The organism is Mesorhizobium sp. M0678 (assembly GCF_040320505.1).
GTDB lineage: Bacteria > Pseudomonadota > Alphaproteobacteria > Rhizobiales > Rhizobiaceae > Mesorhizobium.
Map to the genome: position 1 here is coordinate 50541 of NZ_JAMYPT010000020.1, position 26466 is coordinate 77006.

At 63.2% G+C, this 26466-nt stretch carries 23 protein-coding genes, 1 tRNA gene and 1 riboswitch; of the genes, 13 read left to right on the forward strand and 11 right to left on the reverse strand.

The features are described from left to right. Positions 1–206 precede the first annotated feature (206 nt). Positions 207–3695, forward strand: a complete 3489-nt coding sequence (locus NKI29_RS26445; protein ID WP_352621853.1) for a PAS domain-containing hybrid sensor histidine kinase/response regulator — start codon at positions 207–209, stop codon at positions 3693–3695. 3 nt (positions 3696–3698) lie between these two features. Here NKI29_RS26445 and NKI29_RS26450 read toward each other — a convergent pair whose 3' ends face one another. Both NKI29_RS26450 and NKI29_RS26455 read right to left on the reverse strand, forming a co-directional pair. Beyond that, positions 3699–4361 carry a response regulator transcription factor gene (locus tag NKI29_RS26450; protein WP_031211969.1) on the reverse strand — a complete coding sequence of 221 codons (663 nt, stop codon included), beginning with the start codon at positions 4359–4361 and terminating at the stop codon, positions 3699–3701. 118 nt (positions 4362–4479) lie between these two features. Beyond that, the gene (locus NKI29_RS26455) at positions 4480–4911 is read right to left on the reverse strand and encodes a hypothetical protein (protein WP_023677367.1); all 432 of its coding nucleotides are present in this window, start codon (positions 4909–4911) and stop codon (positions 4480–4482) included. A 126-nt stretch (positions 4912–5037) separates the two neighbouring features. Between NKI29_RS26455 and NKI29_RS26460 the strand changes: the two genes are divergently transcribed. Further along, positions 5038–5388: a DUF952 domain-containing protein gene (locus tag NKI29_RS26460; protein ID WP_023677366.1), complete on the forward strand. Its 351-nt coding sequence runs from the start codon at positions 5038–5040 to the stop codon at positions 5386–5388. After that, positions 5385–6461: a quinone-dependent dihydroorotate dehydrogenase gene (locus tag NKI29_RS26465; RefSeq protein WP_023677365.1), complete on the forward strand. Its 1077-nt coding sequence runs from the start codon at positions 5385–5387 to the stop codon at positions 6459–6461. The genes NKI29_RS26460 and NKI29_RS26465 overlap by 4 nt, the downstream gene beginning before the upstream one ends. A gap of 3 nt (positions 6462–6464) precedes the next feature. On the opposite strand, the gene NKI29_RS26470 is transcribed toward NKI29_RS26465, so the two are convergent. After that, positions 6465–7889 (reverse strand): MATE family efflux transporter, encoded by a 1425-nt coding sequence (locus tag NKI29_RS26470; RefSeq protein WP_352797803.1) that lies wholly within the window; start codon positions 7887–7889, stop codon positions 6465–6467. A 50-nt stretch (positions 7890–7939) separates the two neighbouring features. Here NKI29_RS26470 and NKI29_RS26475 point away from each other — a divergent pair, with 50 nt between their 5' ends. Further along, positions 7940–8842 carry a histone deacetylase family protein gene (locus NKI29_RS26475; protein ID WP_023677363.1) on the forward strand — a complete coding sequence of 301 codons (903 nt, stop codon included), beginning with the start codon at positions 7940–7942 and terminating at the stop codon, positions 8840–8842. A gap of 4 nt (positions 8843–8846) precedes the next feature. On the opposite strand, the gene NKI29_RS26480 is transcribed toward NKI29_RS26475, so the two are convergent. Next, a complete protein-coding gene (locus NKI29_RS26480) occupies positions 8847–9110 on the reverse strand; it encodes a DUF6460 domain-containing protein (protein ID WP_023677362.1) in 264 nt (87 codons plus the stop codon). 131 nt (positions 9111–9241) lie between these two features. Between NKI29_RS26480 and NKI29_RS26485 the strand changes: the two genes are divergently transcribed. After that, positions 9242–9315: transfer RNA gene (locus tag NKI29_RS26485), tRNA-Gly, on the forward strand. A gap of 313 nt (positions 9316–9628) precedes the next feature. On the opposite strand, the gene NKI29_RS26490 is transcribed toward NKI29_RS26485, so the two are convergent. Further along, positions 9629–10618 (reverse strand): LysR family transcriptional regulator, encoded by a 990-nt coding sequence (locus tag NKI29_RS26490; protein ID WP_023677361.1) that lies wholly within the window; start codon positions 10616–10618, stop codon positions 9629–9631. Positions 10619–10935: 317 nt separating this feature from the next. Here NKI29_RS26490 and chvE point away from each other — a divergent pair, with 317 nt between their 5' ends. The 5 genes from chvE (at position 10936) to NKI29_RS26515 (ending at position 16584) form a co-directional block, all read left to right on the forward strand. Then, positions 10936–12000, forward strand: coding sequence for a multiple monosaccharide ABC transporter substrate-binding protein (gene chvE, locus NKI29_RS26495; RefSeq protein ID WP_023677360.1), 1065 nt, complete (start codon positions 10936–10938; stop codon positions 11998–12000). 99 nt (positions 12001–12099) lie between these two features. Then, positions 12100–13632 (forward strand): multiple monosaccharide ABC transporter ATP-binding protein, encoded by a 1533-nt coding sequence (gene mmsA / locus NKI29_RS26500; RefSeq protein ID WP_352797800.1) that lies wholly within the window; start codon positions 12100–12102, stop codon positions 13630–13632. Then, on the forward strand, positions 13629–14921 hold the full coding sequence (gene mmsB / locus NKI29_RS26505; protein ID WP_023677358.1) for a multiple monosaccharide ABC transporter permease: 1293 nt from the start codon (positions 13629–13631) through the stop codon (positions 14919–14921). The genes mmsA and mmsB overlap by 4 nt, the downstream gene beginning before the upstream one ends. A gap of 190 nt (positions 14922–15111) precedes the next feature. Then, complete coding sequence (araD1, locus tag NKI29_RS26510; protein WP_023677357.1) at positions 15112–16104, forward strand: AraD1 family protein; 993 nt, start codon at positions 15112–15114, stop codon at positions 16102–16104. A 27-nt stretch (positions 16105–16131) separates the two neighbouring features. Then, positions 16132–16584, forward strand: coding sequence for a hypothetical protein (locus NKI29_RS26515; RefSeq protein ID WP_023677356.1), 453 nt, complete (start codon positions 16132–16134; stop codon positions 16582–16584). A 16-nt stretch (positions 16585–16600) separates the two neighbouring features. Here NKI29_RS26515 and NKI29_RS26520 read toward each other — a convergent pair whose 3' ends face one another. Continuing rightward, a complete protein-coding gene (locus tag NKI29_RS26520; protein ID WP_023677355.1) occupies positions 16601–17695 on the reverse strand; it encodes a 2'-deoxycytidine 5'-triphosphate deaminase in 1095 nt (364 codons plus the stop codon). Positions 17696–17830: 135 nt separating this feature from the next. After that, a riboswitch (SAM riboswitch) is annotated at positions 17831–17908 on the forward strand. A 70-nt stretch (positions 17909–17978) separates the two neighbouring features. On the opposite strand from NKI29_RS26520, the gene NKI29_RS26525 reads away from it, so the two are divergent. Beyond that, positions 17979–19169 (forward strand): O-succinylhomoserine sulfhydrylase, encoded by a 1191-nt coding sequence (locus tag NKI29_RS26525; RefSeq protein ID WP_031211967.1) that lies wholly within the window; start codon positions 17979–17981, stop codon positions 19167–19169. 36 nt (positions 19170–19205) lie between these two features. Here the strand turns inward: NKI29_RS26525 and NKI29_RS26530 are convergent, their stop codons facing one another. Next, positions 19206–20360, reverse strand: coding sequence for a glycosyltransferase (locus NKI29_RS26530; protein WP_023677353.1), 1155 nt, complete (start codon positions 20358–20360; stop codon positions 19206–19208). Positions 20361–20586: 226 nt separating this feature from the next. Here NKI29_RS26530 and apaG point away from each other — a divergent pair, with 226 nt between their 5' ends. Next, the gene (gene apaG / locus NKI29_RS26535; protein WP_023677352.1) at positions 20587–20979 is read left to right on the forward strand and encodes a Co2+/Mg2+ efflux facilitator ApaG/CorD; all 393 of its coding nucleotides are present in this window, start codon (positions 20587–20589) and stop codon (positions 20977–20979) included. 6 nt (positions 20980–20985) lie between these two features. On the opposite strand, the gene NKI29_RS26540 is transcribed toward apaG, so the two are convergent. The 3 genes from NKI29_RS26540 to NKI29_RS26550 form a co-directional block, all read right to left on the reverse strand. Then, a complete protein-coding gene (locus NKI29_RS26540; RefSeq protein WP_023677351.1) occupies positions 20986–21996 on the reverse strand; it encodes an Hsp33 family molecular chaperone in 1011 nt (336 codons plus the stop codon). Between the two features lie 162 nt (positions 21997–22158). Next, the gene (argF, locus tag NKI29_RS26545) at positions 22159–23070 is read right to left on the reverse strand and encodes an ornithine carbamoyltransferase (protein WP_031211966.1); all 912 of its coding nucleotides are present in this window, start codon (positions 23068–23070) and stop codon (positions 22159–22161) included. Between the two features lie 14 nt (positions 23071–23084). After that, entirely contained in the window at positions 23085–24284 is a 1200-nt protein-coding gene (locus tag NKI29_RS26550) for an aspartate aminotransferase family protein (protein WP_023677349.1), read from the reverse strand. 355 nt (positions 24285–24639) lie between these two features. Between NKI29_RS26550 and NKI29_RS26555 the strand changes: the two genes are divergently transcribed. Beyond that, entirely contained in the window at positions 24640–25164 is a 525-nt protein-coding gene (locus tag NKI29_RS26555) for a GcrA family cell cycle regulator (RefSeq protein WP_023677348.1), read from the forward strand. A gap of 198 nt (positions 25165–25362) precedes the next feature. Here the strand turns inward: NKI29_RS26555 and NKI29_RS26560 are convergent, their stop codons facing one another. Next, on the reverse strand, positions 25363–26370 hold the full coding sequence (locus tag NKI29_RS26560) for a magnesium and cobalt transport protein CorA (RefSeq protein WP_023677347.1): 1008 nt from the start codon (positions 26368–26370) through the stop codon (positions 25363–25365). Between the last annotated feature and the right edge of the window lie 96 nt (positions 26371–26466).

Genomic DNA, 26466 nt, shown 5'->3' on the forward strand with positions numbered 1-26466 from the left:
CGTTCTGCCGCTCCTCCGGCATCGACCGGCAGGCAGAATAGCAAAAACCTGCGGTTGCAACAGGAGCAAAAGCTGGTTTCAGCCGGTCACGATTGCCCGACGCAGCCGATATAATACGCCGAAAGCCGCGATGGACTCGGTCGCCAAGCTGTGATTGCGTCTGGAAGGCCGGATGAAAAAGCCGGCGCAGGGAGGAAGTTCGAGCCGTGCAAGGCTGGTTCATCGTCATCATCGCGATCGCCTATGTGACGTTGCTGTTCGTCATCGCCAGCCTGGGCGACCGCCGCTCGACTTCAACCGGGCCCGGCCGCGCCCGGCCGTTCATCTATGCGCTCAGCCTCGCGATCTACTGCACCTCCTGGACTTTCTTCGGCTCGGTCGGCCTGTCCTCCGAGCGCGGCCTGGAGTTCCTCGGCATCTATATCGGACCGGTCCTGGTGTTCGTGTTCGGCTTTCCGCTGCTGCAGCGCATCGTCAGGCTGGCCAAGACCGAGAAGATCACCTCGATCGCCGACTTTCTCGGTGCCCGCTACGGCAAGAGCTTCGCTGTCGCGGCGATCGCCACGCTGATCGCGACCATCGGCGCCGTGCCGTATATCGCGCTGCAATTGAAGGCAATCTCCGGCTCGGTCAGCCTGATGGTCGAGCACTATACCGGCTCGCCGCCGTCGTTCGATCCGTTCGTCAGTGACATCTCGCTGGTCGTGGCCATGCTGCTGGCGCTGTTTGCGGTGCTGTTCGGCACGCGCCATGCCGATGCCACCGAGCACCAGGACGGGCTGGTGCTGGCTGTGGCGGTCGAGACCGTGGTCAAGCTCGCCGCCTTCCTGGCGATCGGCCTGATGGTCACGTTCCTGATCTTCGGCGGGCCAGGCGATATGTTCGACCAGCTCGCCGAAAACACGCAGGTGCGCAAGGCGATGGGCTACAACACCTCGCTCGCTACCTGGCTGGTGCTGACATGCCTGAGCGGCTTTGCCATCCTCATGCTGCCGCGCCAGTTCTACGTCACCATCGTCGAAAACCGCAGCGAGGCCGAGCTGCGCACCGCGACATGGGTGTTTCCGCTCTATCTGGTGGCAATCAACCTGTTCGTGCTGCCGATCGCATTGGCCGGCCTGGAACTGGTCGGCCCCAGGACCAGCAGCGACCTTTACGTGCTGTCGCTGCCGCTGTTCAGCGGCCACGACGTGCTGGCCATGGCCGCCTTCATCGGCGGGCTGTCGGCGGCGACCGCAATGGTGATCGTCGAAAGCGTCGCGCTGTCGATCATGATCTCCAACGACCTGGTCATTCCGCTGTTCGTGCGCCGGCTTCTGCGGACCACGACATCCGAGAACGAGGACTGGTCGACGCTCATCCTCAATGTACGGCGGGCGGCGATCTTCATCATGCTGTTCATCGCCTTTCTCTACTACCGCGAGAGCACCAACAGCGCGCGGCTGTCCTCGATCGGCCTGATGTCGTTCGCCGCGATCGCACAGTTCGCGCCGGCAATGATCGGCGGCCTGGTCTGGCGCGGCGCCAACGGCCGGGGTGCGGCGCTTGGCATGGTCGCCGGCATCGTCGTCTGGAGCTATACGCTGCTGCTTCCCTCGCTCGTCGCGCCCGATACCGGCATCCTCGTCCACGGCCTGTTCGGCTTCGATGCATTGCGGCCGCAGGCTCTTTTCGGCACCGTCGCCGAGCCGCTGAACCATGGCGTGCTGTGGAGCCTGTCGATCAACACGCTGTTTTTTGTGTTCGGCTCGCTATCGCGCGCCTCTGTGCCGCTGGAACGCATCCAGGCGTCGATCTTCGTGCCGCGCGAAGCGGGTCCGCTGCCCAGCCTGCGCCGCTTCCGCACCACCATTACCGTCAACGACCTCAAGGACACGATCGCGCGCTATCTCGGTGTCGAACGGACCGAGCGGTCCTTTCAGTCGTTCGAAAAGAGCAGCGGCACTTCACTGCTCGGCAACGAACAGGCCAGCATGGATGTCATCCGCTTCTCCGAGCAGCTTCTGGCCAGTGCCGTCGGCTCCTCTTCGGCGCGGCTGATCCTGTCGCTGCTGCTGCGCCGCAACGACCGCGAATCCAAGGACGCCTTCCGCCTGCTCGATGACGCCACCGAGGCGCTGCAGCACAATCGCGACCTGCTGCAGATCGCACTCGACCAGATGGAACAGGGCATCACTGTCTTCGACCGCGATTTCCGGTTGATTTGCTGGAACCGCCAGTACCGGGCGCTGTTCGACCTGCCCGACGAGATGGGCCAGGTCGGCGTCTCACTCGATCGTATCCTGCGCCACCTTGCCGAGCGCGGTGACATACCGGCAGACCAGCGCGTCACCATGCTCAACCGCCTGACCAGCTTCGTCAGCCCATGGCAGATGGAGCTGAAGACAAGCGGGCGCATCCTGGAATTGCGCTCCAATCCGATGCCGGACGGCGGCATCGTCGCCACCTACGCCGACATTTCCGGACGTGTCGAGCAGGATCTGGCGCTGAAGCGCGCGAACGAATCCCTGGAACAGCGAGTGAAGAGCCGCACCGCCGAGCTCACCCGCGTCAATGAGGAGCTGGCGCAGGCGCAGATGCTGGCCGAGGAGGCCAATCTCGGCAAGACCCGCTTCCTCGCTGCCGCCGGCCACGACATCCTGCAGCCGCTGAACGCCGCCCGCCTCTATTGCTCGTCGCTGATCGAGAAGACCGGCAAGGGACCTGCCGGCAAGGCGGCGATGAACATCGAATCGTCGCTGGAATCGGTCGAGACCATCCTCGGCGCGGTGCTCGACATTTCGCGCCTCGATGCCGGCGCGATGAAGCCGGACGATACGAGCTTCGGCCTCGACGGGCTGCTGCGCCAGATCGGCAACGACTTCCGGCCGCTTGCCGCCGAAAAGAAGCTCGAACTCTCGATCATGCCGTCGTCGCTCAGCGTCATGACGGACCGCAATCTGCTGCGCCGGCTGATCCAGAACCTGGTTTCCAACGCCATCAAGTATACGCGCCGTGGCCGCATCCTGGTCGGCGCGCGGCGGCGCGGCGAACTGGCCGAGATCCAGGTTATCGACACCGGCATCGGCATTGCCGGCGACGAGCTCAACACCGTGTTCCGCGAATTCACCCGGCTCGACGAGGGCGCACGCGAGGCGGAAGGCCTCGGCCTTGGGCTCTCCATTGTCGACCGCATCGCCCGCGTCCTGCGCCTCGAAATCCGGATCTTCTCCAACCCAGGCAAGGGCACACGCTTTTCCGTGTTGCTGCCGGTGGTGGCCGTGCAGGCACCGCGGCGCGAGGCCGAGGCGAAGCCGCCTGCCCGTGCCGCGGCCTCGCTTGCCGGGCTCCATGTGCTCTGCATCGACAACGACGCCCGCATCCTCGACGGCATGCGGCTGCTGCTCGAGGGTTGGGGCTGCAGCGTCGACACGCTTTCCGGCGCGGAGGATCTCGACAGGTCCGGCATGCATCGGCCGGACCTCGTGCTTGCCGACTATCATCTCGACAACAGGACCGGCCTCGAATTGATCGCCCAGTTGCGTGCGATCCATGGCGAGGACCTGCCGGCCGTGCTGGTCACCGCCGACCGCTCCAGCGAGGTTCGCGCCGCCGCCGGCAGGCTCGACGTGCCGGTGATCAGCAAACCACTGAAACCGGCGATGCTGCGCTCGATGATGGCCAGGGTCAGGCCGCTGGCGCCGGCGGCCGAATAGGAATCAGCCGGCCGTCTGCAGCGGGTCGCTGCCGATTTTGGACAAAAGGATGACCGCCTGCGTGCGGCTGTCGACGCCGAGCTTCTGCAGGATGGCCGAGACATGCGCTTTGATCGTCGCTTCGGAGACCCCGAGCTCATAGGCGATCTGCTTGTTGAGCAGTCCCTCAGCCAGCATGCCGAGCACGCGCGTCTGCTGCGGGGTCAGCGCCTGCAGCCGCTTGATCAGGTCGGAAATCTCGGGATCGCGCTCGACGCCGAGATCGATGCCGACGGGAGCCGCGATATCGCCTGCGAGCACCGACTGCACCGCATTGCGGATCTCCTCCATGCTGGCCGATTTGGAGATGAAGCCGGAGGCGCCGAGATCGAGCGCGCGCCGGATCGTCACCGGATCGTCATGCGCCGAGACCACCATCATCGGCACCGCCGGATGGATGCCGCGCAGCGAAATCAGGCCGGAAAGACCGCTTGCCCCCGGCATCGAGAGATCGAGCAGCACCAGATCGACATCCTCATTGGCCAGGACAAGCGCCTTGGCGCTTTCGAAATCGCCAGCCTCGTGAATGGCGGCAACATCTCCGATACCCGCGAGTGCCTCCCTCAATGCACCGCGAAAAAGCGGGTGATCATCGGCAATGACGAATGTGTAGCCCAACGGTGATATCCCTCCCCGAATCCCGTTGGCGATGTTCCGCCTTGCAGGATCTGAACGATTGTAACGCTACGCCTGCCGTCCGGCGTGGGCGGCTTGCTATTCCCGCCCCAGGTCTTTTGCGAATTGCCTAGGTCTTTTGCGAATTGAGCTTGGCGCCGTCGTCGTCCTTGTCCATGTCCTTGACGATATCCATGAAGCTGCGCAGGAAGCGCTCCATGTAGCCCATCGTCTTGTTGAAATCCTCCTCGCTGGGCAAAGTCGATTCGAAACGGGCGGCAAGCGAATTTTCGAGCTTGGCGACGCGTTCGTCGAGCGCCTTCACCGAACTTTGCAGCCGGTCGACCTCATCTTGTAGGGCGGCACGTTCGTCGGCCGCCGTCTTGCAGACGAGCTGGCCGGAGCGTTCCTCGCAGAGCGACATGGCGCCGGTTTGCGTATCCATGCGGACATAGCCATTGGCCGATTTCTCCAACCGGTAGCGATCGGCTTCCTCGGAAAAGGCCGACGCCGCGACAAGCGACACCAGTGCTGCGGGGATCAAGACGTGTTTCAGACGCATGTTTTCCTCCATGAGCCAGTCAGCGCAATCTATCACAGTTTGCGCCTGAAATGGGGATGAACCTGAAATGGGGAAGAACACGGGCCTGCCCTTCCCCGCGTGGTCGGTTCGGACTATAGCGCAACGATGTCCGAGATCATCTACAAGATAGTTCCCGAGGCGCTGTGGCGCGAGGCTGAAAGAGAAGGCGGCTTCACCGGCGCGCCGATCGACGTCGCCGACGGCTTCATCCATTTTTCCACCGCCGGGCAGGTTCGGGAAACGGCGGCCAAACATTTCGCCGGCCAAAGCCGGTTGCTGCTGGTCGCCGTCGATAGCGCGCGCCTCGGCGATGCGCTGAAATATGAGGTCTCGCGCGGCGGCGCCCTGTTCCCGCATCTCTATGGCGGGCTCGGCCTCGATGCGGTCGTTTCGGTGCAGGCATTGCCGCTCGGCGCTGACGGCCGGCATGAATTCCCGGCGCTGGAGGCCGAATGAGCGCGTTCGACCGGATCGGCCAGAAACTGCTGTTCACGCTCGATCCGGAAACCGCGCATGGGCTGTCGATTGCCGCGCTGAGATGCGGGCTGCCGGTCGCCGGTCGTCCGCCGCAGGACAACAGGTTAAAGGTCAGCCGTTGCGGGCTCGGTTTCCCGAACCCGCTCGGCATGGCCGCGGGTTACGACAAGAATGCCGAAGTGCCGGACGCGCTGCTCGGCCTCGGCTTCGGCTTCGCCGAGGTCGGCACGATCACGCCGCTGCCGCAGACCGGCAATCCGAAGCCGCGCATCTTCCGGCTGCCTTCGGACGGGGCAGTGATCAACCGGCTGGGCTTCAACAATGAAGGCCACGCCGCCGCGGAAAAGCGCCTTGCCGCCCGCATGGGCCGTGCCGGCATCGTCGGCGTCAACATCGGCGCCAACAAGGACAGCACCGACCGCGTCAGTGACTATGAACGCGGCGTGGTCCGGTTCGCGCGATATGCCAGTTATCTGGCAATCAACATCTCCTCGCCGAACACGCCGGGCCTGCGCAACATGCAGGCACGCGAACAGCTTGGCGAACTTCTGTCGCGGGTCATGGCCGCGCGTGCGGCAGCACCGGCAAAACCGCCCGTGTTCCTCAAGATCGCGCCGGATCTGGTCGAGGCCGAGCTTGAGGACATCGCCGCCGAGATCAGCGACAAGCAAATGGACGGCGTCATCGTCTCCAACACAACGATCGCGCGAGCCGGCCTGAGCAGCGCCGGCCTTGCCGGCGAGACCGGCGGGCTTTCGGGGAAACCCTTGTTCGAGCGCTCGACTATCGTGCTGGCAAGGATGCGAAAACTGCTTGGCCCGGATCCCACCATCATCGGCGTCGGCGGCGTCGATTCCGCCGAGACGGCGCTGGAAAAGATCCGTGCCGGCGCCGATCTCGTCCAGCTCTATACCGGCATGATCTATGCCGGGCCCGCGCTGCCGGGGCGCATTCTTTCCGGCATGGCCCGTTTCATGGACAGTCAACGGCTGAAGTCGCTGCGCGAGCTTCGCGACAGCCGCCTCGATCACTGGGCGGCGAAACCGTTTTAGCGATCAGCCAAAGACCGCGCGCACCCGCAGCCGCAATATGGCGGGCAGGCTGAAGCCGCGTACCAGCAGGAAGACATGCAACGCCGCCCACAAGCCGTGATTACCGAAGGCCGGCGCCAGGATCAGCAGCGCGGCGCTGAACGCCAGGAATGACAACAGCATCATGTTGCGCATGTCGCGCGACCATGTTGCGCCGATGAAGACACCGTCCATCTGGAAAGCCAGCACGCCGCTGAGCGCGGTGAACGCCGCCCAGGGCAGGTAGATGTCGGCAATGGCGCGGACGTCCGTCGCGGTCGTGATCAGGGCGATCAGATCCGTGCCCTCCAGCAGGAAGAAGAGTGTCGCCGCGCCGGCCAGACCGAGTCCCCAAAGCAGCGTCAGCCGCACCGCCTGGTTAAAGGCGGTGGCGGCGCGCGCTCCGATGGCGCGGCCGGCGAGCTGCTCGGCGGCAGTGGCGAAACCGTCGATGAAATAGCCGGCAACCAGGAACAGGTTCATCAGCACGGCGTTGGCGGCCAGCGTCAGCGTGCCGAACTGCGCGCCCTGGCGCGTGAACAGCGCGAAGGCGGCGAGCAGCGAAAAGGAGCGGATCATGATATCGCGGTTGAGCGACATCATGCGCAGGAATGCCGGCAGATCGAGGACGCGGTGGCGCGGCAGCCTGGGTGCCGCCCAGAAGCGCCGGCCGACGATGGCGAGACCCAGCAGCATGGCGACGAATTCGCCGGTGAGCGTCGCCCAGGCGACGCCGGCGACGCCCCAGCCGAACTCCAGGCCAAGCAGGAAGCAGAGGGCGATGTTGATGCCGTTCAGTATCAATTGCAGCATCAGCCCGAGCCCGCCCTCGCCGCGCCCAAGCACGTAACCGAGGATGGCGTAATTGATCAGGGAGAACGGTGCGGCGAGCATCCTGATGCGGATATAGACGTCCATCGCCGCGCTGACGCGCGGTTCGGCGCCTATGAACCATTGCCCGGCGGTGGAGACCAGCGGCGCAAGCGCGGCAAGCACGACGCCGGCGACGACCGCGATCAGCACGGCGCGCCAGAACACCGCCTGCTCCTCCAGCGCATCGCCGCGCCCGAAGGCCTGGGCGACGAGGCCGGTGGTGCCGGAGCGCAGGAAGTTGAAGGTGGTGAAAACGACGTCGAAGATCAGGGCGCCGGCCGCCAGGCCGCCGAGAAGGGCGGCGTCGCCGAACTGCCCAATCACCGCCGTGTCGACAATTCCGAGCAACGGCGTCGTCAGATAGGCAAGCGTCATCGGCACGGCGATGGCGAGCACCGAGCGGTTGGTGACGACGAAGGCCCTGGCTTCGGTGGCGTGGACTTCGGTGGGTAAAGCCTGCTCCAAACGCGTGTTGCTTCCTGTTGCGGCTTGATCGGCTAGCCGATGTGCCCCAGTTTGCGGACCTCGCGCAACCATCCACCCCGCTATGGTCAACCGAAACCCGCCTCTGGCGCACCGCCCGTCCCATGCCCTTGCAGATCGTTCATCATCCCGACTACGACGCCGGCTTCGCCGTCAACCACCGCTTCCCGATGAGCAAATATCCGCTGCTGATGGATGCCTTGCGGGCACGCGGCCTGGCGCAGCCCGAAGCGCTCAACATGCCGGAGGCGGCGCGGCCATCATGGCTGAAGCTTGCCCACGCGGTCGACTATGTCGACCAGGTGCTTGCCTGCGAAGTGCCGGTGGCGATCGAGCGCGAGATCGGCTTTCCCGTGGGACCGCGGGTTTCGCTGAGGGCGCAGCTCGCAACGGCCGGCACGGTGCTGGCAGCGCGGCTGGCGTTGCTGAACGGCATCGCCTGCAACACCGCCGGCGGCAGCCATCACGCGCGGCGCGCGCAAGGCGCCGGCTTCTGCACCTTCAACGACGTAGCCGTTGCCGCGCTGGTGCTGCTCGCCGAAGCTGCTGTCCAAAACATCCTGGTCGTCGACCTCGACGTGCATCAGGGCGACGGCACGGCGGATATCCTCAACGACGAGCCGCGCGTGTTTACCTTCTCCATGCATGGCGACCGCAACTACCCCGCGCTCAAGATCGCCTCCGATCTCGATGTCGCCCTGCCCGACGGCGCCGGCGATTCAGCCTATCTGGAGCGGCTGGACGCCATCCTGCCGGAGTTGTCGGCGCGAAGGCGCTGGGACCTCGTCTTCTACAATGCCGGCGTCGATGTCCATGTCGAGGACCGGCTCGGCAGGTTGTCGCTCACGGATGACGGGCTGCGTGCCCGCGACGATATGGTGATCCGCCATTTCCGCACGCTTGGCATACCGGTATGCGGCGTTATCGGCGGAGGCTATTCGACGGATGTCGCAGCACTTGCTGCACGGCACGCCATCCTGTTCGAGGTGGCGGCGGGCTACGCCTGAAAATTCATTTCCGGTAGTTAGCGATCCTGAGCAGGATGAAGGCCGGCACGACGATCGCGGCACCGAGCAGGATGTAGCCGAGGAAACGGTCGATGGCGTGGAAGCCCAAATTCCACAGGTCGATGAAGAATTTGCGAATGCCGTAAAGCACATCCATCGGCGACCAGCCGAAGGCATTCATGACCAGCCCGACGAGGAACGACACCACAAGCAGCTTCAGGATCACCCGGAGCGGCGTATCGCCGAGAAAGCGGTTCAGTGCGGACAAGCCTGTCTCCACAGTCGGGTGCCGCGATTCGGGCACATGCCTAGAAATACGCAGTTGATAGCCCAGCATCAAGCCGAGCCCTCAAACCGGATTGCGCATCGGCGCCGGGCCATGATATCGGAGGAACCAGCGCGGGTATGATGTAATGGTAGCTTGTCAGCTTCCCAAGCTGAACGCGCGGGTTCGATTCCCGCTACCCGCTCCAGCTTTTGCCCCCGGTGCATTGCACTTGTTCTGGCCAAGCTGAAAACCAGCGGATTTATAGGCAGTTTTACAGCCCGGCTGGCCGTCTTTCATCTGTTTGGCCGATGTGCCAGTTCGTGGAATATCTCACATTGAGGGTCGGCGGGGCCTCGAATGACCCCAACCGGAAAGTCTACCCTTGGCCCGCTGGCTTCTGCTGGCGGGCTTTTTTTGAGCATCAGGCAGTAGTGGCCGACGTGCATCGGCGCCGCTGCTGGCGGGCCTGTCTGGTCGTCTGGCCGGCCACGGGATGCGCCCGCTACCCGCTCCAACCCTCAGCCCACCTCTCGCAAAATAAAATCGTGCAGCATCTTGGCTGCCGGTGACAGCGCGCGGTTCTTCACCGTGATCAGGCTGTACGGCCTGACCTCGATGTCGAATTCAGTGTGGACGACATCGATAGCGCCGGCCAGGCCCTCGGGGTTCTGGATGAACTTCGCGACCTGGATCGACACCGGCGCGATGGCGTCGGATTGCGCGACCATGACCAGAGTCAATAGCAGCGAGCTGGTGTTGAGGATGCGGTCCGGCAGCGCGATGTTGCGGTTCAAAAAGTTGCTTTCCATCGCCTGGCGCAGCGGCGAGCCGCCCGACTGGAAAACCCAGTCATAGGCGGCGGTGTCTTCCAGCCGCACCGCCTTGCCCTTGGTCAGCGGGTGGCCGCGGCGCACGATCAGGCAGGCTTTCTCGACGCCGATGACGCGCGCTTCGAACAGCCGCGGATTGAGGTCGTCGGGGATGCGGGCGATGATGAAATCGTGGCGCGAGGCGATCAGCTCGCGCGCCAGGACGTTCGATGTCTCGACCTGCATGGTGATTTCGATGCGCGGATAAAGGCGCCGGATCTCGCGGATCGCCGGCACCGCCAGCTCGATCGCCGGTGCTGTCACCGCGCCCAGGAACACCGAGCCGCCTTTGCCCGCCTTGAGCTCGAAAATCTCGCGATCGACCTCGCGCATCTCGAGCAGGATCGATCGCGCGCGCCGTGCCAACGCCTTGCCATAGGGTGTCAGCGTGACGCCGCGCGGCAGCCTTTCGCAGAGCTTGACGTCGAGCACGGCCTCCATCTCGGCGATCATGCGCGAGGCCGCCGGCTGCGAGATGTTCATGACCTGGGCCGCGGCGCTCACCCGGCCGTGCTCGTCGAGGGCTGCGATCATGCGCATGTGACGCAGGCTCAAGCCGCTGCGCAGCAAGGTTCCGCCATCACCCGGAATTTCATCGTAACTGGCTGATATTCCGTCAGGATTTCGCAGCGCCGCCATGATTCTTCCCTACTCTTACGCCCGGCGCCCTGGCTGGATCCGGCAGCGTCGTCACTAGCCTAAGCCATATCAGTCTCGATATAGCAACCATCAAAGATCGCATTTGACAGTTATGGCAAAGCGACACACCCTTCGCGCGTCCTGAGGCTTGACGGTCGGTGACGAGGGAAAACTCGTATCGATTGAAACCAGAGTCTCGGGGCCGATTGGGAGGATACCGGAGATCGATTGACGGCAGCGGCGCGTTTGGCGCTCCTGCACGATTGCGCGGCCCACGAAACCCAAGGGTACGCGTCCATCAACCAGGGAGAGTTAATGTGAAGATTGTCAAGACACTGGCCGCCGTCGCGGCCCTAGGCATCGCGGCCATGACGCTGCCGGCGCAGGCGGGCGAAGGCCTGATCGGCGTGCTGATGCCCACCAAGACCTCGCAGCGCTGGATCAACGACGGCGACGCCGTCAAGTCCCAGCTCGAGGCTCTGGGCTACACTGTCGACCTGCAGTACGCGCAGGACGACATTCCGAACCAGCTCAGCCAGCTGGAAAACGAAATCACCAAGGGCCCGAAGGCGCTGATCATCGCTTCGATCGACGGCACCACGATGGGCGATGCGTTGCAGAAGGCGAATGACGCCGGCGTTGTCGTCGTCGCTTACGACCGCCTGATCAAGAAGACGCCAAATGTCGACTACTACACCACCTTCGACAATTTCGGCGTCGGCGTCATCCAGGCCAAATCGCTGCTCAAGGGTCTCGGTTATCCCGAGAAGAAGGGCCCGTTCAACATCGAGCTGTTCGGCGGTTCGCCGGACGACAACAATGCGTTCTTCTTCTATAACGGCGCCATGTCGGTTCTTCAGCCGCTAATCGACGACAAGACCCTCGTCGTGAAGTCCGGCCAGATGGGCATGGACAAGGTCGGCACGCTGCGCTGGCTGGCGGCAACCGCCCAGGCCCGTATGGACAATCTGCTCTCCGCCAACTACTCGGACGGCAGCCGCGTCGATGGCGTGCTCTCGCCCTATGACGGCCTGTCGCGCGGCATCATCGCTTCGCTGCGCGCCGTAGGCTACGGCACCGCCGATCAGCCATGGCCGATCGTCACCGGACAGGACGCCGAGACCGCTTCGGTCAAGGCGATCATCGCCGGCGAACAGTATTCGACGGTGTTCAAGGACACCCGCGAACTCGCCAAGGCGACGGTCGAACTCGTCGATAAGGTGCTCTCGGGCGGCAAGCCGGAAGGCCTCGACACCACGACCTACAACAACGACGTCAAGGTCGTTCCCTCGATCCTGTTGACGCCGCATGACGTCGACAAGTCGAACTACCAGGCCCTGGTGGTCGACTCCGGCTACATCAAGGCCGAAGAACTGAAGTAATCGCGGTTACAAAGCCTGGGGTCCTGCGCAGGCAGGGCCCCTTTTCGTTGGCGAGCCAGCCCGGTATTGTTTGCGGACCTCGCAGGAGTGGTATTCTCAATGGCATCGACGATTTTGGAGATGCGCGACATCACCAAGACGTTTCCCGGCGTCAAGGCGCTGTCGAACGTCAAGCTCATGGTCGAGGAAGGCGAGATCCATGCCGTGGTCGGCGAGAACGGCGCCGGCAAGTCGACGCTGATGAAGGTGCTGTCGGGTGTGTATCCGTCCGGCACCTATGACGGCCAGATCATCTATCGCGGCGATGAGTGCCATTTCAAAGGCATCCATGACAGCGAGCGCAAGGGCATCGTCATCATCCACCAGGAGCTTGCGCTGGTGCCGATGCTGTCGATCGCCGAAAACATCTTTCTCGGCAACGAGCACGCCAGATACGGCGTCATCGACTGGAATGCCAATGAGGCGCGCACCAGCGCCCTGCTCAAGAAGGTCGGCCTCAAGGAGGACCCCAACACGCTGATCACCAATATCGGCGTCGGCAAGCAGCAGCTGGTCGAGATCGCCAAGGCGCTCAGCAAGGAAGTGAAGTTGCTCATTCTCGACGAGCCGACCGCGAGCCTGTCCGAAAAGGACAGCCAGGCGCTGCTCGATCTGCTGCTCGAATTCAAGCGGCAAGGCATCACTTCGATCCTGATCTCGCACAAGCTCAACGAGGTGAACCGGGTCGCCGACAAGGTCACCATCATCCGTGACGGGCGGACCATCGAGACGCTGGCCAAGAAGGACATCTCGGAGGACCGCATCATTACCTCGATGGTCGGCCGTTCGCTCGACGACCGCTATCCGCCGCGCGAGCCGAAGATCGGCGAGACCGTTCTCGAAGTGAAAAACTGGTCGGTCTACCACCCCATCCATGCCGAGCGGCAGGTCATCAAGGGTATCAACCTCAACGCCCGCAAGGGCGAAGTGGTCGGCATTGCCGGGCTCATGGGCGCCGGCCGGACCGAGTTTGCCATGAGCCTGTTCGGCCGGTCCTATGGCCATCGCATCACCGGCGAGGTGTTCCTCAACGGCAAGCCGATCGACGTCTCTTCGGTGAGCAAGGCGGTGGAACACGGCATTGCCTACGTTACCGAGGACCGCAAGACCTACGGTCTCAACTTGATCGACCACATCAAGCACAACATCACGCTGGCCAACCTGCCCGGCGTGTCGCGCCACGGCGTGATCGACGATTTGCGCGAGCTTTCGGTCGCCAACGATTATCGCGGCAGGACCAATATCCGCGCCTCGAGCGTCTACCAGATGACCGGCAACCTTTCTGGCGGCAATCAGCAGAAGGTGGTGCTGTCGAAATGGCTGTTCGCCAATCCGGAAGTGCTGATCCTCGACGAGCCGACACGCGGTATCGACGTCGGCGCCAAGTATGAAATCTATACGATCATCGCGCGTCTCGCCTCCGAGGGTAAGGCAATCATCGTCATCTCGTCGGAAATGCCCGAACTGCTCGGCATCACCGACCGCATCTACGTCATGAACGAAGGACGCATCGTCGGCGAAATGGCGGCAAGCGACGCCAGCCAGGAAAAGATAATGCGCGCCATCGTCCGCGGAGAAGGAAAAGCATCATGAGCACCGAAAGCGCTCCCGGGCCGCAGACCGGCGTTGCCCAGGATCTACAACAGGGACCTCGCATTGCCGTCTCGGCGCTGGTCACCAACCTGCGCGAATACGGGTTGGTGCTGGCGTTGATCGCAATCATGGTGTTCTTCCAGTTCACCACGTCCGGAACGCTGTTCAAGCCGGTGAACCTCAGCAATCTCGTGCAGCAGAACAGCTTCATCATCGTGATGGCGCTGGGCATGCTTCTGGTGATCGTTTCGGGTCACATCGATCTCAGCGTCGGCTCCGTCGCCGGCTTCATCGGCGCACTGGCGGCGATGATGATGGTCATCTGGCCGCTTGGCCCATTGAGCAATCCGCTGGTGGTGTCGATCATCTGCCTGATCGTCGGTGGTGCGATCGGCGCGGCACAAGGCTACTGGATTGCCTATCACCGAATACCGAGCTTTATCGTCACGCTGGCGGGCATGCTGATCTTCCGCGGCATCTGCCAGGCGCTGCTGGGTGGCGGGTCTTCCGTAGGGCCGCTTCCCGTCGGCTTCAAGGCGCTCAGTTCCGGCTTCATTCCGGACCTGATCGGCCCATTGACGCTGATACCGCCAACCGTGAACGCCGCCGGCAAAACCATTGTCGGCAGCGGCCTGACGCTGCACCTGACGACGATCGTGATCGGCCTCGTCGCCGTGCTCGCCTATGCCTATTTCGGGCTCAGGGCACGGCGCACCCGCGAGAAACATGGCTACGAAGCCGAGCCCTTCTCGCTGTTCGTCGTCAAGACCCTGGTGATCAGCGCGCTGGCGCTGTTTCTCGTCTACCAATTCGCCACCTATAGGGGCCTCCCCATCGTTCTCATGGTGATGGGCGTGCTGATCGCGTTGTTCGTCTTCGTTACCAAACGCATGACGATCGGCCGTCGCATCTATGCGATGGGCGGCAATGTCAAGGCAGCCCAGCTATCGGGCATCAAGACCGAACGGCTGACGTTGATGGTGTTCATCAATATGGGCGTGCTGTCGGCACTCGGCGGCCTGATTATCGCAGCGCGCCTGGGGCAGGCTGTGCCGGCGGCCGGCCTCGGCAGCGAGCTCGACGTCATCGCCGCGGTGTTCATCGGTGGCGCTTCGGCGATGGGCGGCGTCGGCCAGGTCATCGGCGCGGTGGTCGGCGGCTTCATCATGGGCGTCATGAACAACGGCATGTCGATCATGGGCGTCAATGTCGATTGGCAGCAGGTGGTCAAAGGCCTGGTGCTGCTCGGCGCCGTCGTCTTCGACGTCTACAACAAGAACAAGGCTTGAGAGGCAACCAGGAGGCATACGGGTCACATCGCGGCGCTGCCGGGCGGCGCAAAGAAGTCCCCCGAGGGACCTGATCCGCGAGCGCAATCCGGACGAAGAATTTCAACCGAGGCGCGGACAGGGTCCGGGCCGCGCAGGGCAGGGTTTGCCAAGAAAGGCACGCCAAGCCCACAATTCAGAGAGGGTTACCATGCTGATCTCACAAATCCTCGACGACGCCGAGACGATCCGCGTCGTTGCCCGCAGCGGCGGCAAGACCCGCGTCATCAACGGCGCCCGCAGCGTCTATTCGCTGGCGATGGAAGCCGCGCGTACCGGCAGCGGGCTTGTCGCCCTGATCGAGCGCAAGGGCTTCGGCGAAACCGTCGATCTCGACGCAGCCTACAAGAAGGGCCGGCTGCTGTCGCCGATCAACCATCCCGATCCGGCGCATCTCCATCTCACCGGTACCGGGCTGACGCATCTCGGCTCCGCCGCGACCCGCGATTCCATGCACAAGAAGCTCAGCACGGACGGCGAGGAACAGCTGACCGATTCCATGAAGATGTTCCGCATGGGGCTTGAGGGCGGCAAGCCGGCGAAGGGCCAGACCGGCGTGCAGCCGGAATGGTTCTACAAGGGCAACGGCACCATGGCGGTGGCGCCCGGTGCGGCGCTTATGTCGCCGGCCTTCGCCCAGGATGCCGGCGAGGAGCCGGAAATCGCCGGGATCTATGTGATCGGCGACGACGGCGCCCCGTTCCGTGTCGGCTTCACCCTGTCGAACGAGTTTTCCGACCACGTCACCGAGCGTGTGAACTATCTCTTCCTCGCCCATTCCAAGCTGCGCAACGCTTCGTTCGGCCCGGAGATCCTGATCGGCGACCTGCCGTCCGACATCCGCGGCGCTTCACGCATCCTACGCGACGGCAAGCTGCTTTGGGAAAAGCCGTTCCTGTCGGGCGAGGCGAACATGTCGCACACCATTGGCAATCTCGAGCATCATCACTTCAAATACTCGGCCTTCCGCCAGCCGGGTGACGTGCATGTACACATGTTCGGCACGGCGACGCTGTCCTTCGCCGACGGCATCAGGACCGAGGCCGGTGACGTATTCGAAATCGAGGCGCAGGATTTCGGCCTGCCTCTGCGCAACCCGCTTGAAATCGAGCAGCCGGTGAAGGTGGCGGTGAAGGCGTTGTAAACTGGTGACATAATTCAGGGGCGAGAAATGAACGGCCTGCGGATTGGCACTGTGTTCGTAAGTTTAGTCCTGTTCCTCGCCTATTTCTCCCCAGCGGCTTACAGCGCCGGACAATGCAGCGCAAGATCCTATCGCGAAGCCCGAATGTCGATGACTGACCGGCTTCTGGCCACCGGCTATTCGAAATCGCAAGTGAGCTTTCTGATGCGCAACGCGGATCGCATGACGTCCGCACTCCGCGCTGACAGACTGAACGACAATGGCAGAGCCTGCGGTATCGACTCCGCCAGAGCCCATGTGCTGGGATGTCTCGGCAAGCAGTTGTTCCCCTTGCAGTCCAGCTCAAGCGCCTCACTTGACGACGAGAAGCAAACCAGAGGTTTTTGGGGGAAGAAGCGATTGGCAGTGCGAGAACTGCTCTTTGTCGGTCAGTTTCATGGCTGCCTTGGCGCCGCGAAAGAATATCTGTTTCGCGGCTGATGGCCTGCGAACAAGATCAGCGGGCGACGCGGAAATGCTTGGACAGTTTCAGGCCCTGCGCCTGATAGTTCGAGCCTAGATCTGTGCCGTAGAGCGCCTGCGGCCGTTTCAGCATGTGCTCGTAGACCAACCGTCCGACGATCTGGCCGTGATCGAGGATGAACGGCACTTCGTGGCTGCGCACCTCGAGCACCGCCCGGCTGCCGGTGCCGCCCGACGCCGAATGGCCGAAACCCGGGTCGAAGAAACCGGCATAATGGACGCGGAACTCGCCGACCAGCGGGTCGAAAGGCGTCATTTCGGCGGCGTAGACTGGCGGCACATGCACCGCCTCGCGCGACACCAGAATATAGAATTCGTCCGGATCGAGCACCAGCTCGCCGGCACCGCTCTTGTAGAGCGGCTCCCAGAAATCGACGACATCCTGCGCGGCGCGCTTGTCGACGTCGACCAGGCCGGTGTGGTGCTTGCCGCGATAGCCGACAAGCCCATCCTTGTCGCCGTCGAGGTCGATCGACAGCGCGATGCCGCCGCCTGAGATGTTGGGTGGTTCGGTGGCGACCAGCATCTCGGCGCGGTGCAACTCGTGCAGCTCGCTTTCTGACAAGAGCGCATTGCCGGTGCGGAACCTGATCTGTGACAGCCGCGAGCCGGTGCGCACGACGATCGGGAAAGTGCGCGGGCTGACCTCCAGATAGAGCGGACCTTCATAGCCTGCGGCGATCTTGTCGAACTCGTGGCCACGGTCGGTCATTACCCGGGTGAAGATATCGAGCCGTCCGGTCGAGCTTTTCGGGTTGGCCGAGGCGGAAATATGCGCGGGCAGCGCCAGGCTTTCGAGCAGCGGCACGATGTAGACGCAGCCGGTTTCCAGCACGGCACCTTCGGCGAGGTTGATCTCGTGCAGCTTCAGCCGGTCGAGCTTGTTGACAACCCTGTAGTCCGGGCCGGGCAAGAAGGAAGCACGCACCCGCCAGGCCTTGTCGCCGAGCCTGAGGTCAAGGCTGGCCGGCTGGATCTGATCGGAATCGAGCGTGCGCGGCGATTTCAGCGCGCCCGTCTGGAACAGCGCGGAAATATCCTGATCGGGAAGAATGCCTGTCTGCCGCAAGGGTCTGGCTCCGTTCGAACGCCGGGCGAGGTCTTGTTCTGTCGCAGGTCCGACCGTGGACGCCTTTGGCACCTGCTTGGTACAACCCTCTTAATCATGCCGGCAATTGACGCAAGCGTGGCGCGGGTCTAAAGCTCGTTATCCCGTGGTGATTTGGCCGGTCGGCTTGCAGCCACGTTAAACAAGTCGCTAAAGGACCGTCGGGCCGCAAGGCCATATGGACCGGTTGCGACTTTCGCGACCGGTTTTTTGTTGTTTGGACCAATTTTGGTGTTTGGATGGAATGATGACCAAGAAGCGCGACTGGAAGCCTCAGACCGCACTCGTGCATGCCGGGACGCTGCGTTCCGGCTTCGGCGAGACCTCCGAGGCGATGTATCTCACCCAAGGCTATGTCTACGAGACGGCGCAAGCGGCGGAGGCCCGCTTCAAGGGCGAGGAGCCGGGCTTCATCTATTCGCGCTATGCCAATCCGACGGTCGACATGTTTGAGAAACGCATGTGCGCGCTGGAAGGAGCCGAGGACGCGCGCGCCACGGCATCCGGCATGGCGGCGGTGACGGCAGCACTGCTGTGCAGCGCCAAGGCGGGCGACCATATCGTCGCGGCGCGCGCGCTGTTCGGCTCCTGCCGCTGGGTGGTCGAGACGCTGGCGCCGAAATACGGCATTGAGGCAACGCTGGTCGACGGCACCGACATCGCCAATTGGGAAAAGGCGGTCAAGCCGAACACCAAACTGTTCTTTCTGGAAAGCCCGACCAATCCGACGCTGGAGGTGATCGACATCGCCGCCGTCGCGGCACTTGCCAATTCGATCGGCGCCAGGCTGATCGTCGACAATGTCTTCGCTACGCCCTTGCAGCAGAAACCCCTGCAGCTCGGCGCCCACATCGTCGTCTATTCGGCCACGAAGCATATTGACGGCCAGGGGCGCTGTCTTGGCGGCATCGTTCTGTCGGACAAGAAATGGATCGACGAGAACCTGCATGACTATTTCCGCCACACCGGCCCAAGCCTCTCGCCCTTCAATGCCTGGACGCTGCTGAAAGGCCTGGAGACGCTGCCGCTACGCGTACGCCAGCAAACGGAAAGTGCCGGCCGCATCGCGGATTTCCTCGCCGAGCGCCCGCAAATCGCCCGTGTCATCTATCCTGGCCGTGCCGACCACCCGCAAGCGGCGGTGGTCAAGAAGCAGATGTCGGGTGGCTCGACGCTGATTTGCCTCGATGTGAAGGGCGGCAAGCAGGCGGCCTTTGCCTTCCAGAACGCACTCGACGTCGTGCTGATTTCCAACAATCTCGGCGACGCCAAGAGCCTGATCACCCATCCGGCGACGACGACGCACAAGAACTTGACCGATGAGGCCCGCGCCGAGCTCGGCATCGGACCGGGAACGCTCAGGCTGTCAGTTGGCCTTGAGGACGCCGACGACCTGCTCGAAGACATCGAGCAGGCACTGAGAGTTGCCGGATAAGGGCTGGCCGAATAGAGGCGAGCGGGGACGCGCCGATCAGGCGCCGGACGGGGTCTCTTCCAGCTCCGCGACGGGCTTGGTCTGGATAGTCATCACATTGCCGCGCCAGTCGACGGCGCCGCTCAGCCATCCGCGCGCCCAAATGGCGGGAAGCATCAGGTCTCGCGCCATCATCGCCAGGATGGTGCGCAGCGACAGGTGCCATCCCTTGGCCGAGGCCAAGGCGCATTCCGGCAGGTAGGCCGCGACCAGCACGGCGATGGCGGTTGCCGGCAGGCTGACGCCGGCGTCAGCCGCCGCGATCAGCGCAAGCACCAGCGGCGGCGCTGCGCCGATCAGGATCTCGGGGGCGAAGAACAGCGCGAAGGTGACGCGGCGCAGCCGCGCCCAGCGCGCCTGCCGCGACCAGATCTCGCCAAACGTGCGCCGGCCGAGCGGCTGTTCGAAGGGCGAGGCGACAAGATTGACCCGCAGTCCGAACCCGTTGACCAGCTTGGTCGCGGCGGCGTCTTCGGCGATCTCGGCAGCAAGCGCGCAGATGCCGCCATTGGCGTCGAGCATCGGCTTATTCCACAACATGCTCTTGCCCTGCGCGAAGCCGAGGCCGAGCGCCTCTCCGGCGTACTGCCAGCGTGCCTGCAGCGTGTTGAGAAAGGCGCATTCGACCTCCCCCCAGAAGCCGTCCGGCCGCGAGCCGATCGGCGTCGAGCAGACGAGGCCGGTGTCGTGCCGCCACGCCGCCATCAGGTGCTGGACGTAGTCGCTCGGCATAAGCACGTTGGAATCGGCAAGGATGACCCAGCTATAATGCGCCGCTTCCCAACCCTTCACGCAATTGTTGAGTTTTGGATTGCCGCTGATGCGGTCGTCACCGACTAGAAGACGGGCGCGAATAGCTGGAAAGCGCGCCATTGCGGCGGTGATCGGCTTGACCACCGGGTCGTCGGCATGGGCAACGCAGAAGATGAGTTCGTAGCGCGGCCAGTCGAGTGAGAAGGCGCGCTCCAGCGTCTCTTCGGCAAACGGCTCGACGCCGCGCGCCGGGATGACGATCGATACCGGCGGCGCGTTGGCCGCGGGCGGTGCGATCCTGCCTGGTCGCTTCAGCTTCAGCGAAGCTAACAGGATGCTGGCGAGATTTGAAAGAAGGAGGGCTATGGAAAGGAGGGCGGCTGCGAATGTCGGTTCCATCGAGATCTGGTCACTCCAGAAGTGCCGGCCGCATGACGGCCGTTTTCAACAATTCGACAGAACGCTGAGTCGCCCGGCACAAGCCTGCACACCATCATTGTCATGTGTCACTTAAATGACATTGTTTTTCGGCACCTGCGCTCGAGTCGGGCAAGGAGATGACGCGCATCGTTGATCAAACTGCGCTGAGCGTCGAAGTTCCATCTACATTGCTTTGGAGCAGTTTATGTACAGCGCCGTCACCCGCAACATCGAAGTGCAGGTCAGGCCGTTCTATCTGGAGGATCACTCCGACCCGCCGCAAAACCGCTATGTCTGGGGATATCAGGTGACCATCGACAATCAGTCGGATGAGTTCGTGCAGCTTCTGTCGCGCTACTGGCACATTACCGACGGCACCGGCAAGGTCGAGGAAGTGCGCGGCCCCGGGGTCGTCGGCGAGCAACCCGGACTCAACCCCGGCGACAGCTATCAGTATACGTCTGGATGCCCGCTCTCGACGCCGTCCGGCATCATGGTCGGGCACTACACCATGCGCAACAAGCGGGGCGAGACGTTCGACGTCGCCATCCCCGCCTTCTCGCTCGACTTGCCGGGAATGCGGCGCACCGTCAATTGACGGCCGTCATCCGGCCGCTGCAAACTCCGCCGGGTCGAAGTCATATTGCTTCGAGCAGAATTCGCAGGCGACGTGAATGCTGCCATCCTCGGTGCTGTCCCTGATCTCCTCGGCGGAAAAGCCTTCGAGGATGCCGTGGATCTTCTCCCTCGAGCATGAGCACTGGTCGGCGACCGGCACCCCGCCGAACACGCGGACGCCATGCTCGTGGAAAAGCCGGTAAAGCAGCCGTTCGGCGCCGATCGTCGGATCGATCAGCTCGGTCGGTTCAATAGTACCAACCAGCGCCAGCAGCTCCTGCCAGGAATTGTCGGTCGGGTCGTGGATTTCCTCACGCGGATCGCCGTCGCCACCGGGAAGGTCGGGTACGCGCATGCGCTCCGCCGACTGCGGCAGGAATTGTGCCAGCAGGCCACCGGCCCGCCATTGCTCGCGGGCACCGCCGACGCCGGGCGTCAGAAGCTTGGCAACCGAAAGCCGGAGGTCGGTCGGAATCTGCTCCGACTGGCGGAAATAAGTGCGTGCGGCATCTTCCAGTGTGACGCCGTCGAGCTGGACGATGCCCTGGTAGCGTTGTGTGTGAGCGCCCTGGTCGATGGTCAGCGCCAGGACGCCGCTGCCGAGCAGCGTCTGCGGTGACGTCTCGCCGGCAGAAGTCAAAGCCTGCAGCCGGTCGGCATCGAAGCGGGCATAAGCGCGCAGCGCGTGCGGCGTGGAGAAATCCGCGACCAGCATGTCGACCGGCCCGTCGGTGCGGGTCTGCAGAATGAACTTGCCCTCGAACTTCAGCGAAGTTCCGAGCAATACCGTCAACACACAGGCTTCAGCCAGGAGCCGGGCGACCGGCTCGGGATAGTCGTGGCGGCTGAGAATAGCATCGAGCATCGGCCCGAGCTGGACGGTGCGACCGCGCACGTCGAGCGGGCCGACCTCGAACGGCACGACATGGTCGTCGCCGGCGTAGCCGAATTCGCCGAGCTTGGGTTTATGTTCAGCCAATTGATGAGTTTCCAACATGACAAAGCTCCGGGGCGCGGCGATGCCGCCCTCCGGGGCGCATGCGACGAGACGCGCTCGATTTGCGTGATGCGCCTGAGATAGGCACCACCAACTCCCGGATCAAGGCGGCCCAGATCAAGGCGGCGCAGATCAGGCCGGCCCGGATCACCGCGGCTCGTATCAAGCGCCCAGGCACCAGGCCAAGACCGCCTTCTGGGCATGGAGCCGGTTCTCGGCCTCATCGAACACCACCGAATGCGGTCCGTCGATGACCTCGTCGGTAACCTCCTCACCGCGATGCGCCGGTAGACAGTGCATGAACAGCGCGTCCGGCTTGGCTTTCGCCATCAGTGCCGCATTGACCTGATAGGGCAGGAAGACATTGTGGCCGCGGGCACGGTGCTCCTGGCCCATCGACACCCAGCAGTCGGTGACGATGCAGTCGGCCTCGTGAACGGCCTCCTCGGGCGAACGGCTGAATTTCAGCTTGCCGCCATTGGCTTTCGACCAGTCGACATGCTTCTGGGCCGGTTCGCTGCCCTCGGGCACGGCGACGTTCAGCTTGAAATGGAACCGCGCGGATGCCTCCAGCAGCGAATGCAGCACGTTGTTGCCGTCGCCGGTCCAGGCGATCGTTTTACCGGCCACCGGACCGCGGTGCTCTTCGAAGGTCATGATGTCGGCCATCAGCTGGCAGGGATGGGTCTCGTCGGTCAGCCCGTTGATGACGGGGACCGTAGCGTTTTCCGTCAGTTCCAGCAGCCGGTCATGCGAGGTGGTGCGGATCATGATGGCATCGACATAGCGCGACAGCACCTTGGCCGTGTCGGCAATGGTCTCCGAGCGGCCAAGCTGCATCTCGGTGCCGGTCAGCATGATCGTCTCGCCACCCAACTGCCGCATACCGACGTCGAACGACACGCGCGTGCGCGTCGACGGCTTGTCGAAGATCATCGCCAGCACCTTGCCTTCGAGCGGCTTGCTGCGTTCGCCGGCCTTGAGCCTTGCCTTTCGCACCGCTGCGTCGTCGAGCATGAAGCGCAGATCGCCTTCGGAAACGGCGGAAAGATCGGTGAAATGGCGAAGGGACATCAGAAATTCCAGGATTACTTCGCAGCGGCAGCGACGATGGCATCTGCCAGGCTCTTGGCGCCGGCACGAATGCGCTCGAGCGCTTCGTGGATCTCGGCGTCGGTGACGGTGAGAGGCGGTAGCAGGCGGATAACGTTGTCGCCGGCCGGAACCGTCAAGAGATGCTGGTCACGCAGTGCCACCGTGACCTTGGTGTTGGGCATCGCGCATTTAAGCCCGAGCATCAGGCCGGTGCCCCTGATGCTTTCGATAACATCCGGAAATTCGTCGGCGACGCCAGCGAGCCCCTGCTTCAACAGCAGTGCCTTGCGCCGGACGTCTTCGAGAAAGCCGTCTTCCAGCACCACGTCGAGCACGGCGTTGCCGACCGCCATTGCCAGCGGATTGCCGCCGAAGGTGGTGCCGTGCACGCCGGCGGTCATGCCGACCGCTGCCTCGTCGGTGGCGAGGCAGGCACCCATCGGAAAGCCGCCGCCGATGCCTTTGGCCACCGCCATGAGGTCGGGTGTGACACCCGCCCACTCATGCGCGAACAGCTTTCCGGTGCGGCCGACGCCGCATTGGACCTCGTCGAAAATCAGGAGCAGTCCGTGCTGATCGCAGAGCTGCCTGAGCCGCTTCAGCGATTGCGTCGGCACTTGCCTGATGCCGCCCTCCCCTTGCACCGGCTCGATCAGGATCGCCGCGGTTTCAGGCGTGATCGCCTTCTCGGCGGCATCCACATCGTCGAAGCCGACCTGGTCGAAGCCGTCGACCTTGGGGCCGAAACCTTCCAGATACTTGTACTGGCCGCCGGCGGCGATGGTCGCCAGGGTGCGGCCGTGGAAGGCGCCTTCGAAGGTGATTGTGCGGTAGCGCTCGGGATGGCCCTTGACGAAGTGGTAGCGCCGCGCCGTCTTGATGGCGCATTCGAGCGCCTCTGCGCCGGAATTGGTGAAGAACACCTTGTCGGCGAAGCTTGCGTCGGCCAGCCGCTCGCCGAGCCGGCTCTGTCCCGGAATCTCGTACAGATTGGAGACGTGCCAGAGCTTGGCGGCCTGCTCGGTGAGGGCCGCGACCAGATGCGGATGGCTGTAGCCCAACGAATTCACGGCGATGCCGCCGGCGAAATCGAGATATCGCTCGCCCTTGTCGGTGACCAGCCAGGTGCCTTCACCGTGGTCGAAAGCCAGGGGTGCGCGAACAAAGGTCTCGAAAAGCGCCGAACCGCTCATTATATGCGTCTCCGGAACCGGAAAAATCAAAAAGCCGCCAAAGCGGCGGCCCTTGTGGCTTATCGTGTTTTTCGGCCGTGAAGTCAACGAAAAGGTCGCGCAAGGTCGCGCGGCAAGCCCCCCAGCATAACGCCGGCTCATAAGCGACCGGGCAAGTTGGGGAAAACCGAAAAAACCGATTCGTGTTGGCCTTGGGACTCTTGTCACCGAGTCAGCGCATAAGGTAATTGTAGTAGAGAAATAACTAGATTTCGTGCGGCGGACCTAATCACCCGATATATGTGGTGTCTGCCCGGCAGAAGCCGGGTCGGGAATGGATTCCGATTGCCGCACGTTTCAGCAGGAGCGCGGTCTCATGAACTGGACTGACGAGCGAGTCGAACTTCTCAGAAAATTGTGGTCGGAGGGCCTCAGCGCCAGCCAGATCGCCGCACAGCTTGGCGGGGTCAGCCGCAATGCGGTCATCGGCAAAGTGCACCGGCTGAAACTGTCCGGTCGCGGACGCACGACCGCCTCACCGGCACGCCAGAAGAAGACGGTGCAGGGATCGACGATCCAGAAATCGGTGTCCCGGGCAGCAAGCGCCACGCGCCATGCCACCACCTCGATGTCGATCGGTGCGACCGCGCTCAAGGCGCAGTTCGATGCCGAACCGGTGGCGCGCCACTATATCCGCCCGGTCGAGAACGTCGTCGTGCCGATCTCGCGGCATCTGCAACTTGTCGAACTCAACGAGCGCACTTGCAAATGGCCGAACGGCGATCCGCTTTCGGAAGACTTCCATTTCTGCGGCAACGACGCCGCCGAAACCGGCCCCTACTGCAAGTACCACGCCCGCGTGGCGTTCCAGCCGGCATCGGAGCGGCGGCGGAGCAGATAGTTAGGGGAATAGGGGAGTAAGGCAGTACGGCAGTAGGTGAATTGTAGAGAAGCGCGCTCCCGAAGCGATAGCCTACTGCCCTACTGCCCTACTGCCCTACTGCCCTACTGCCCTACTGCCCTACTGCCCTACTGTCCTACTGTCCTACTGCCCTACTGCCCTACTGCCCTACTGCCCTACTGCCCTACTGCCCTCGCTTCAAAGCCACCCATTCTTGCGAAACCGCCAGTAAAGAAACGTGCAGATCAGGGCAATTGCCGCCAGGACGGCCGGGTAGCCATATTCCATCCTCAGTTCCGGCATGTCGCTGAAATTCATGCCGTAAATGCCGGCGAATGCCGTCGGCACGGCCAAGATTGCGGCCCATGAGGCAAGCTTCTTGGAGATCGCCGTCTCCTGGCTTTGACCGACCAGAAGGCTCGCCTCGAAGGCGAAGGCGAGAACCTCACGCAGGCTGTCGATCTTTTCCTGGACAGTGCGGATGTGGTCGGTGACGTCGCGAAACAGCGGGTGCATGGCTGTGTGGATTTGCGGCAGATCGGCGCTGGTGAGCCGCCGGCAGACCTCCACCAGCGGCAGGGCCGCATTACGCAGGCGCAAGAGATCGCGGCGCAGCATATAAAGCCGTTCGATATCGGAGCCGGTCATCGGTTTCAGCAGAACCTTGTCCTCGATCGCCTCGACCTCGTTTTCGATCTGCTCAAGCACCGGCATATAGTTGTCGACGATGAAATCGAGAATGGCGTAGAGGACGAAATCCTCGCCCTTGGCAAGCGAATGCGGGCAGCTTTCCCAATGCTGGCGAACGGCCGCGTAGGAGGTCGACGGGCCATGCCTGACGCTGACAATGTAGCCCGCGCCGACGAACAGATGCGTCTCGCCGAAGGTGACGCGGCTGTCGATCAGCTGCGCCGTGCGGGCAACGATGAACAGGGCATCACCATATTGCTCGATCTTCGGTCGCTGGTGCGGATGCTCGGCGTCCTCGATCGCCAGCTCATGCAGATGGAATTGCGCCTGGACGCGCAGCAACAAATTGCGGTCGGGCTCCAGCAGTCCGATCCAGACCACGTGGCCCGGCTTCCCGGCCCATTCGCCGGCTTCCTCGATCGGAATGTCGGCGATGCGCCGCCCAGCCGTATAGACGCCGCAAGCGATTATACCCGACATCGGCGGCGCAGGAGCAAACTCGCGGACGTATTCCATCGCAGCCTCCTGAAGGCGGGGCCTTCATCGCGGAACTGAGAAGTCGGCGCGTCGAAAGCTTAGCGCAATTTTCTGTCAGGTGGCGAATCCGAAATT